At 59.9% G+C, this 9,086-nt stretch carries 11 protein-coding genes; 6 read left to right on the top strand and 5 right to left on the bottom strand.

Annotated elements, in window-relative coordinates; all coding sequences use genetic code 11:
- Both AC1D06_RS26100 and AC1D06_RS26095 read left to right on the top strand, forming a co-directional pair.
- The coding region (locus tag AC1D06_RS26100) for a class I SAM-dependent methyltransferase (protein WP_477988694.1) at positions 1 to 1,188 on the top strand (1,188 nt) is incomplete at its 5' end.
- 247 nt (positions 1,189 to 1,435) lie between these two features.
- Positions 1,436 to 2,935 (top strand): replicative DNA helicase, encoded by a 1,500-nt coding sequence (locus AC1D06_RS26095; RefSeq protein WP_477988693.1) that lies wholly within the window; start codon positions 1,436 to 1,438, stop codon positions 2,933 to 2,935.
- Between the two features lie 53 nt (positions 2,936 to 2,988).
- On the opposite strand, the gene AC1D06_RS26090 is transcribed toward AC1D06_RS26095, so the two are convergent.
- From AC1D06_RS26090 to AC1D06_RS26070, 5 genes are all read right to left on the bottom strand, one after another.
- Positions 2,989 to 3,258 carry a type II toxin-antitoxin system RelE family toxin gene (locus tag AC1D06_RS26090; RefSeq protein ID WP_477988692.1) on the bottom strand — a complete coding sequence of 90 codons (270 nt, stop codon included), beginning with the start codon at positions 3,256 to 3,258 and terminating at the stop codon, positions 2,989 to 2,991.
- A complete protein-coding gene (relB, locus tag AC1D06_RS26085) occupies positions 3,242 to 3,469 on the bottom strand; it encodes a type II toxin-antitoxin system RelB family antitoxin (RefSeq protein WP_477876452.1) in 228 nt (75 codons plus the stop codon). The genes AC1D06_RS26090 and relB overlap by 17 nt, the downstream gene beginning before the upstream one ends.
- A 64-nt stretch (positions 3,470 to 3,533) precedes the next feature.
- Entirely contained in the window at positions 3,534 to 3,836 is a 303-nt protein-coding gene (locus AC1D06_RS26080) for an AzlD family protein (protein ID WP_477988691.1), read from the bottom strand.
- Positions 3,833 to 4,531, bottom strand: a complete 699-nt coding sequence (locus AC1D06_RS26075; RefSeq protein WP_477988690.1) for an AzlC family ABC transporter permease — start codon at positions 4,529 to 4,531, stop codon at positions 3,833 to 3,835. Before AC1D06_RS26075 ends, AC1D06_RS26080 begins: the two co-directional genes overlap by 4 nt.
- 80 nt (positions 4,532 to 4,611) lie before the next feature.
- Complete coding sequence (locus tag AC1D06_RS26070) at positions 4,612 to 5,472, bottom strand: AraC family ligand binding domain-containing protein (RefSeq protein ID WP_477988689.1); 861 nt, start codon at positions 5,470 to 5,472, stop codon at positions 4,612 to 4,614.
- A gap of 106 nt (positions 5,473 to 5,578) precedes the next feature.
- On the opposite strand from AC1D06_RS26070, the gene alr reads away from it, so the two are divergent.
- From alr to pssA, 4 genes are all read left to right on the top strand, one after another.
- A complete protein-coding gene (gene alr / locus AC1D06_RS26065; protein WP_477988695.1) occupies positions 5,579 to 6,703 on the top strand; it encodes an alanine racemase in 1,125 nt (374 codons plus the stop codon).
- A 196-nt stretch (positions 6,704 to 6,899) separates the two neighbouring features.
- On the top strand, positions 6,900 to 7,169 hold the full coding sequence (locus AC1D06_RS26060; RefSeq protein ID WP_477876447.1) for a hypothetical protein: 270 nt from the start codon (positions 6,900 to 6,902) through the stop codon (positions 7,167 to 7,169).
- 240 nt (positions 7,170 to 7,409) lie between these two features.
- A complete protein-coding gene (locus tag AC1D06_RS26055; RefSeq protein WP_477988687.1) occupies positions 7,410 to 8,108 on the top strand; it encodes a phosphatidylserine decarboxylase in 699 nt (232 codons plus the stop codon).
- Positions 8,109 to 8,987 carry a CDP-diacylglycerol--serine O-phosphatidyltransferase gene (gene pssA / locus AC1D06_RS26050; protein WP_477988686.1) on the top strand — a complete coding sequence of 293 codons (879 nt, stop codon included), beginning with the start codon at positions 8,109 to 8,111 and terminating at the stop codon, positions 8,985 to 8,987.
- Positions 8,988 to 9,086: the final 99 nt, after the last annotated feature.

Here is a 9,086-nt window from a genome sequence, read left to right as displayed (position 1 = left end):
GGCGACGGCAGCGGCAAACCGGTTCATTTGCGTTTCAATTCAACCAGGGCCGAGCGTCTCGTGCTCTGGGATCCGGAATTCTATCTCGGCTACTGCTATGCCGAGGGCATKGTCGATATCATCCAGGGTGACGTCTATTCCCTGCTCGAAACGATTTTTGCCGGCAACCCGGGCGGCACCTACGAGAAAAAGTCGTGGATGAAGGCGATCGAAACGATTCGCTACAAGCTTCGGCATTTCACCGAGAACAATATCGCTTCCCGCTCGCGCAAGAACGTGCAGCACCATTATGATCTGACCGGCGCGCTCTATGATCTCTTCCTCGATGCCGACCGTCAGTATTCCTGCGCCTATTTCGAAACGCCGGACACGGATCTCGAACAGGCTCAGCTCGCCAAGAAGCGTCACATTGCGGCGAAGATGGTGATGAGCAGGCCAGGCCTTTCCGTGCTCGACATCGGCTGTGGCTGGGGCGGCATGGCGCTTTATCTCGCCCGTTTCCTCGGCGCCAAGGTCAAGGGCGTGACGCTTTCCGACGAGCAGCTCGGTATCGCCAAGCAACGCGCCGCCGATAGCGGCATGGCCGACCGGCTGCGCTTCGAACTGCAGGACTATCGGCATATCGAGGAAAAGTTCGACCGTATTGTCTCCGTCGGCATGTTTGAACATGTCGGCCGGCCGTTCTACGACGAATATTTCCGCAAGTCGGCGCAACTGCTCAAGAAGGACGGCGTGATGCTGCTGCACACGATCGGCCGTACGGATGTGCCTTCGACGACGAACGCCTTCATTGAGAAGTATATCTTCCCTGGCGGCTATATCCCGGCAATGTCGGAAGTGATGCCGTCCATCCAGCGCTCGGGCCTCAAGATCACCGATGTCGAAGTGCTGCGCTTGCACTATGCCGAGACGCTACGCGCCTGGCGCGAGCGCTTCATGGCCCGCCGCGAGGAAGCCAAGAAGCTTTATGACGAAAAATTCTGTCGCATCTGGGAATTCTACCTCGCCGGCTCAGAAAGCTCCTTCCGCTGGCAGAACATGGTGGTCTTCCAGTTCCAGCTTGCGCATGATCAGGAAGCCGTTCCGCTGACCCGCGACTATATCGGGACCGCAGAGGCCTGCCTGCGCAATCTCGAGCAGAAGCAGGGCGTGGGTGCGGCAACATTCCCGCAACAAGCAGCCGAATAGGCTATTTTACATCCAGTCTGGCCGTGGCCTGCACCTTTCGGTGCGGGCCTTTTTGTTCTATATATGTTCCCTATTCGAGTCGGTGTCACAGTCAATGATTTGATGCAGGATTCATTTTCTTGTCCACCGAATCCGAACTCCTGTGGACATCGGACACAAGTTAACGGATTGGCAAGATTCATCTGCATCTAGAGGCGCTCCGGTCTATAGGATCGACGCTTACGACAAAATGATGACGGGCAGGAACATGAAGGACGCAGCGCGCAGATTGGCCGCGATCAGCAATACCGAGGCCGCGCCGCACTATCGCGAGGCGCCGAACAATATCGAGGCGGAACAGGCGCTTCTGGGCGCAATCCTGGTCAACAATGACGCCTTCTACCGGGTGTCGGATTTTTTGAAGCCGGTCCACTGGCATGAGCCGCTGCACCGCCGCATCTTCGAGGTGGCGGGCGATATCATCCGCATGGGCAAGACGGCCAATCCGGTGACCATCAAAACCTTCCTGCCGGCCGACGACAAGGTGGGCGACCTGACCGTGGCACAGTATCTGGCGCGGCTTGCGGCCGACGCCGTGTCTATCATCAATGCCGAGGATTATGGCCGGGCGATCTATGATCTGGCGCTGCGCCGCTCGCTGATCACCATCGGCGAAGACATGGTCAACATCGCCTATGACGCGCCGCTCGACATGCCGCCGCAGACGCAGATCGAGGATACCGAACGGCGGCTGTTCGAACTCGCAGAGACCGGCCGCTATGACGGCGGCTTCCAATCCTTTGCCGATGCCGTGGCGCAGGCGATCGACATGGCGGGGGCGGCCTTCGAACGTGATGGCAATCTTTCCGGCATTTCCACCGGCATCATGGCGCTCGACGCCAGAATGGGCGGGCTGCAGAAGTCCGACTTGATCGTCCTGGCCGGTCGCCCCGGTATGGGCAAGACTTCGCTCGCCACCAACATCGCCTACAACATCGCTGCGGCCTATGAGCCTGAGGTGATGCCCGACGGTTCGTTCAAGGCGAAGAATGGCGGTGTGGTCGGCTTCTATTCGTTGGAAATGTCGTCCGAACAGCTCGCCACCCGCATCATCTCGGAGCAGACGGAAGTGTCGTCGTCAAAAATCCGCCGCGGCGACATCACCGAGGCCGATTTCGAAAAGCTCGTCGCCTGCTCGCAAATGATGCAGAAGATCCCGCTGTTCATCGACCAGACCGGCGGCATCTCGATCGCCCAGCTCGCCGCCCGCGCCCGCCGCCTCAAGCGCCAGCGCGGCCTTGACGTGCTGGTCATCGACTACATCCAGCTGATGACCGGCTCGAAAAAGTCGGGCGAAAACCGCGTGCAGGAAATCACCGAGATCACCACTGGCCTGAAAGCGCTCGGCAAGGAGCTCGGCGTGCCGATCATCGCCTTGTCGCAGCTCTCTCGCCAGGTGGAAAGCCGTGACGACAAGCGGCCTCAGCTCTCGGACTTGCGCGAATCCGGCTCGATCGAGCAGGACGCCGACGTCGTACTGTTCGTGTTCCGCGAGGAATATTACGTCAAGAACTCCGAGCCGCGCGATCCAGACGATCCGAAATATGCCGAGTGGGAGCAGCAGATGGACAAGGTCAAGGGCACGGCCGACGTCATCATCGCCAAGCAGCGCCACGGACCGACGGGGACGGTGAAGCTCGCGTTCCAGTCAGAGTTTACGCGGTTTACGGATCTGGCGGACCAGAGCTTTACGCAGTACGAGCATTGATCGAATATGGTTGAATGGTTGCCGGGGCGACTTAAATCGCCCCTGCTCAATTGCTAACGATAGACCTCTCTCCGATTTCCGATTTTGACAACGAGAATGATAAACCTATCGTCTTCGATCCGAGAGATGACGCGATAATCGCCAACCCGGTATTTCCAGAATTCTCCCAACTTGGAGCCCTTCAAGGCCTCGCCGATACTGCGCGGATCATCGAGTCTGGAAACACGATCGTAAAGAAAGCGCAGGATGCGTTTGGTATCGACGGAGCCGAGTTTATCAAGCTCCTTGGCAGCAGCCGGATCGAATTCAATCGTCCAAGCCATGTCGCTTCAACAGCTCTTCGAGGGGAATCGTCTTCGTCTTACCGCTTTGAATGTCGATCAGACGTTGCTCCGCCAAAAAGAGATCCTCAAGATCGCCAAGATGTTCGCGGATAGCCTCCGTGACATAAAAGGTTTTGCTGCGACCCGTGCGGTTGGCGAGATCGTCAAGCCGGGCCTCAATATCTGCCGGCAGGCGTATGGAAAGCGGCATTTGCCTCTCCTGCGATACAAGTATCGCACCTATATATCATCGGCGCGAGACTCGCAATACCGGTCTATAGCCCAGCCGCCCTCAGCGCCACCACGCTTGCCACCCCGATCACCACGCAGACCAGCAGCGGCAGGCGCATGGCCGCCAGTGCCGTGATCGCGCAGGCGATTGTTTCCGCCCAACCGGTTGCCAGCGCCGTCGGCGCAATCACCGCCATGAGGACGGCTGGCGGGATGGCATCGAGCACTTCGCGGGTCTGCTCGCCGATCGACAGATAACGCAGCAGAAAGACGCCGGAGACACGGGTCAATATCGTCGCTGCAGCCATGGCGAGAATGGCGAGGAACGTGTTGAGGTCAAGGCTCATTGCGCCACCGCCAATCTTCTGAACCGGCCGTCCATGAGCGCTGCCATCAGGCCGGCCGCGGCACCCGCGGCGATGTACCAGGCGCCGGGCACGAAATGATGAACCGCGATCGCAGCGACGGCGCTGGCGATCAGAACCAGGCCCGTCGCCGATCCCTTCCAGAAGCCGATCACCAGGACGATGAACACGGCCGGAAAGGCAAAATCGAGCCCGATGGCTGTGGGATCGCCGAGAAAGGCGCCAAGCAAGGCTCCGATCAGACTGCAGACCACCCAATTGAGATAAAAAGGCACCGCCAGGCCGGCATAATAAGCTGGGGTGAGTGTCGTCTTGCGCGCCCGCGCTTCCGACATTGCCCAATTCTCATCGGCCATGACTAGGACGCCGACATATTTCTGCAGGGGCGAAAAAGCCTGCAGTTTGCGGCCAAGCGACGCGCCCATCAGCACATGGCGGATATTGACCAGCAAGGCTGCGAAACCGAGCGCCGTCCAGGACGCCGGATGTGTCCAGATATTCATTGCCACGAATTGCGAGCCGCCGGCGAACACCATTGCGCTCATCAGCATCGCCTCCAGCGGCGAGAGCCCTTTGGACGCGGCCACGGCACCAAATACCAATCCGATCGGCACGGCCGCGACGATGATCGGGGCAATCGTGCGCATGCCGGCCAGAAACTCGCTTTTCCAGGTCATGATATCTCCTTAGATGGAGTGCCTGGATAGCGGCCGCGGCCGGACATGTCTTGAATGAAAGTGCGCGAGCGCAGCGTGTTTCAGCCGTTGCGGAACACCGCCGGCGTCACGCCGGTGCGCGCCTTGAAATGACGGGTAAAATGCGCCTGGTCGGCAAAACCGCATTCCACGGCGACATCCGAAAGAGCGCCGCCCGATCTCAGCAGCCGGCGCGCATGGCGGATGCGCATATCGGTTTGGAAGGCATGCGGTGTGATGTAATACTGCTTGCGGAAGGCGCGGATGAGATGCGCGCGGCTGAGGCCTGAAATGCGGACCAGATCTTCCAGCGCAATATCCGTGGCAAAATTCTCGGCAATGAAATCGCGGGCACGGCGCAGACCCGTACGGTCGTCGCCTTTCGGCGGCGCGATGATAATGCTGCCGTAGCGCGCGAACATTTCCGCCAATACGCCGAACATGCCCTCCTCGGCGGCAAGTTGATCCTTGCCTTCTTCCGTCAGCCGATGGGCGCGTTGGAAGGCAGCGGCAAGTTCCGGATCGGTCAGCAATTGCCGTGCAAAGCTCGGCGTGCCGTGAAAGGCGCGGCCGGTCACATCTTCGAGGATATCGGTCAGCAACCCGATCTCCGGATAGATCATCCGGTAGCGGTAGCCCTCGCGAATGCCCGGGGCGCCATCATGGATCTCGCCGGGATTGAGCAGATAGATGGCGCCGGGGCCGGTGAATTCGCGCTCGCCACGGATCTTGGCGATCTGGCAGCCGGCCTCGATCGCGCCGATCGAAAACGTGTCATGCGCATGCGGGGCGAATTCATGGGTGATGAAGGTCGCAGCCATGCACTCCATGTTCCGGAAGCGCCTGTCCCTCCAGAACCTGGTATTCTCCGATGCGGTGACCGGCATGGCTTCCGTCGCCTGCCGCTGCGAAACATTGTTCATCCCTGCGTGATAGCCGAAATTCCGCCATCGGTCTTGAACAAAAGTGCCCGGTGCCGGCAGCCTTGTTCGGTGACCGGTTTGCCGATAAGAGCGCATCATGAACGAAATGAAATCCTTCCTCCCCGCCGACGCCGCTTTCGACCATGCCAGCGCACGACTGACGGTCGATCTCGGTGCCATCGTCGCGAACTGGAAGGACCTTTGCCGGCTCTCGGGCAAGGCGCGCACGGCGGCGGTGATGAAGGCGGATGCCTATGGGCTGGGCGCGGCCGAAGTCGGGCTGGCGCTGGCTGCGGCAGGATGCCGGGATTTCTTTGTGGCAACGCCGGATGAAGGCAGCCGCCTGCGGCGCATGGCGCCCGAGGCCCGGATATTCGTGCTGAACGGCGTCTGGCGCGGCGTCGAGACACCGGTGCTGGCGGACGGTCTCATCCCGGTCGTGGGCTCGATGGAGCAATATGCTTTCCTGCGGACGGCCGCGCCGGATCACCCTTACGCACTCTATGTCGACACCGGCATGAACCGGCTGGGGCTCACTGTCGCGGCGGCTGCATCGCTGGCCGCGGATCCGGCGTTGAAGCCAGGTCTCGTGCTCAGCCATCTCGCCTGCTCGGATGAGCCACATCACCCGATGAACCAGCGGCAATGCGAGTCTTTCCGCGAGGTTACACGGCTTTTCAAAGGTATCGAATCCAGTCTTTGCAATTCAGGCGGCATCCTCCTCGGGCCAGATTACCATTTCGACCTGACCCGGCCGGGCATTTCGCTCTATGGCGGCGAGGCCGTGACGGGCATGCAAAATCCGATGCGGCCGGTCGTCACGGCGGAAGCGCGCATCCTGCAAATCCGCGACGTGCGGGCGGGCGAGGCCGCAAGCTACGGCGCCACGCATCGGTTCGAACGAGACAGCCGCATCGCGATCGTCGGCGCCGGCTATGCGGACGGCTGGCACCGGGCACTGTCCGGCGCGGGCACTGTTCTGCGCAAGCACGGTTCACCGGGCGCTTTCGGTTTCGTCGCAGGAGTGCGGGTGCCAATGGTTGGCCGAATCACCATGGACCTGGCGACATTCGACATCGGCGACATTGCGGAAGATCGTGTCCAGACAGGCGATTATGTGGAATTGTTCGGACCCAATATCAGCGTCGATGATGCCGCTCGCGCCGCAGGGACCATCGGCTATGAATTGCTGACGAGCCTGGGGCTGAGATACGCGCGACGATTTTTCTGAACGATCGTCACAAACTTAAATTTGCCCGGATTCGCTGTAGAACTGACCACAACAACCCGAGCATCGAATGCATGCAAATGCATGTCTGTCAGCCCAGTCATCGCACTGGGCGGGACTGGGATTTTGCGTGCACTTCTCTCAGATTGTTCTCAACTTTCTTTTTCAATCAACAACATATGAAAAACGGAGAATGCTCATGAGACTCTTATTGATGGCGCTGACCGCCACCTTGCTCGCCAGCTCCGCCCAAGCCGCCTACCTGGTTTCACCTGACGGCACCTATCTCGGCGAGTTGAATGATAACCAGTTCGATCCGAATTCCATTTCAAATCCGTATGGGAAATATGGCAGCCGCTACAGCGAGGATTCCGTCAACAACCCTTACGGCAAATATGGAAGCCCCTACTCGAACGAGTCACTCAAGAACCCCTACGCGACCAAGGCTCCGATTGTCATAAAACAGTAATGCGCTCTGCGACGGATCGACGGATGACATCCCTCAGCATCAGGCCTCGCAGCATAAACTGAGGCATAGCGCGAAGCGTTGATGTCTCAATTGTTGCCGGCATGCCGGGCAGAGCCTGACGTTGTGCCCTTCTGATCAGCCCTCGCTGCGGCGCAGGTCGCGGCCATCAATCTCGAACACGGTTGATGGCCGCGCCATTTCGCGCTAGGCCGTTTGGCGAAACAGGGAACCATCCGGACCATGAGCCTGGTTGACAGCATAAAGAACACGTTCGTCCCCATCCATCACGAGGGACATAAATTCATCGTCGCCTTCTTCGCGGTCTCCGTCATCCTTGGCTTCCTATGGCTGCCACTGTTTTGGCTGGGCCTCATCCTGACGGCCTGGTGTGTCTATTTCTTCCGAGACCCCGAGCGGCAGGTGCCACAGGACGAAGATTGGGCGCTCAGCCCTGCTGACGGGCAGGTTTCACTGATCACCATGGCGCCGCCGCCGCCCGAGCTTGGCCTGTCCGACGCACCGATGCTGAAGGTCTCGATCTTCATGAATGTCTTCAACTGCCATGTGAACCGCGCGCCGATGCGCGGCCGCGTCGAGCATATCGCCTATCGCGAGGGCAAGTTCCTGAGCGCCGATCTCGACAAAGCGAGTGACGACAACGAACGCAACGGCCTGATCCTCCACACCGTGCACGGCCAGATTGGCGTGGTGCAGGTTGCGGGCCTCGTGGCGCGGCGGATCGTCTGTTGGACGACGCCGAATTCGCCACTCGACGCCGGCGAGCGTTTCGGTCTCATCCGTTTCGGTTCGCGGCTTGATGTCTACCTGCCGGACGGGTTTACGCCGCGCGTTACCGTCGGGCAGAACGCCATTGCCGGCGAGACGGTGCTGGCGGAATTCGGCTCCGAAAAGGGGCCGGTGCTGGCGCGGAGGCTTTAGATGGACACCCCGATCGGCCATTCCGAAACCCACGAGACGAAAACGGATAATCCGCGCGGACCCCGTCTGCGCGAAATTCCGCTCAGGATGATGGTGCCGAACCTCATCACCGTGCTGGCGATCTGCGCCGGCCTGACCGGCATCCGGCTTGCCTTCGAGGGCCGCTTCGAACTCGCTGTCTCCATGGTGCTGCTTGCCGCCTTCCTTGACGGCATCGACGGACGCATCGCCCGGATGATGCATGCAACGTCGAATTTCGGCGTGCAGATGGATTCGCTTGCCGACATCGTCAATTTCGGCGTCGCGCCGGCGCTGGTCCTTTATGTCTATGTACTCGACCAGGCGAAGTCGCTCGGCTGGATCGCGGCGCTCATCTACGCCATCTCGGCCGGCCTCAGGCTGGCGCGCTTCAACGTCATGGCGGAGCGGCCGAACAAGCCGCAGTGGCTGTCGGAATATTTTGTCGGCGTACCGGCGCCCGCGGGCGCGTTCCTGGTATTGCTGCCGGTCTATCTGGGTTTCCTGGGCATCGAAGCGACAAAATACACGGCCTGGGCCGCAGCCGCCTATACGGTGGCGATCGGCTACCTCCTCGTCTCCCGCGTGCCCGTCTGGTCGGGCAAGTCGCAGCGCGTCATCCGCCGGGAGAATGCACTGCCCTTCATCCTGATCGTCGTGCTCTATGTCGCACTGTTGATGACCTATACCTGGGAAGTGCTGGCGGCGACGTCCATCCTTTATCTCTGCACCCTGCCTTTTGGGGCGAAGCAATGGCACAAGCATTATGGCTCACTGCCGGAACATGAAACGGCGATCGAGGAAGGTGTCGTCCCGGATGACAAGCCGCATCCGGAAACGAATGACACCCCGCACGAATGATGTGACTAGAGCGCTTTGTGTTCTGATGGAATCAAAACCGCGCTCTAAACTTTTGTTTTTTAGCATGTCTTTATCCTGAAGCCGGTTCCCACCTTCAGG

The organism is Rhizobium sp. P2_G2 (genome assembly GCF_056403555.1).
This window is presented reverse-complemented; position numbering and strand designations above follow the sequence as displayed.

Excerpts from the sequence above, each read along its gene's own strand:
- AC1D06_RS26095 (WP_477988693.1), top strand. The coding sequence starts at position 1,436 with ATGAAGGACGCAGCGCGCAGATTGGCCGCGATCAGCAATACCGAGGCC.
- AC1D06_RS26090 (WP_477988692.1), bottom strand. The coding sequence starts at position 3,258 with ATGGCTTGGACGATTGAATTCGATCCGGCTGCTGCCAAGGAGCTTGAT.
- relB (WP_477876452.1), bottom strand. The coding sequence starts at position 3,469 with ATGCCGCTTTCCATACGCCTGCCGGCAGATATTGAGGCCCGGCTTGAC.
- AC1D06_RS26080 (WP_477988691.1), bottom strand. The coding sequence starts at position 3,836 with ATGAGCCTTGACCTCAACACGTTCCTCGCCATTCTCGCCATGGCTGCA.
- AC1D06_RS26075 (WP_477988690.1), bottom strand. The coding sequence starts at position 4,531 with ATGACCTGGAAAAGCGAGTTTCTGGCCGGCATGCGCACGATTGCCCCG.
- AC1D06_RS26070 (WP_477988689.1), bottom strand. The coding sequence starts at position 5,472 with ATGAACAATGTTTCGCAGCGGCAGGCGACGGAAGCCATGCCGGTCACC.
- alr (WP_477988695.1), top strand. The coding sequence starts at position 5,579 with ATGAAATCCTTCCTCCCCGCCGACGCCGCTTTCGACCATGCCAGCGCA.
- AC1D06_RS26060 (WP_477876447.1), top strand. The coding sequence starts at position 6,900 with ATGAGACTCTTATTGATGGCGCTGACCGCCACCTTGCTCGCCAGCTCC.
- AC1D06_RS26055 (WP_477988687.1), top strand. The coding sequence starts at position 7,410 with ATGAGCCTGGTTGACAGCATAAAGAACACGTTCGTCCCCATCCATCAC.
- pssA (WP_477988686.1), top strand. The coding sequence starts at position 8,109 with ATGGACACCCCGATCGGCCATTCCGAAACCCACGAGACGAAAACGGAT.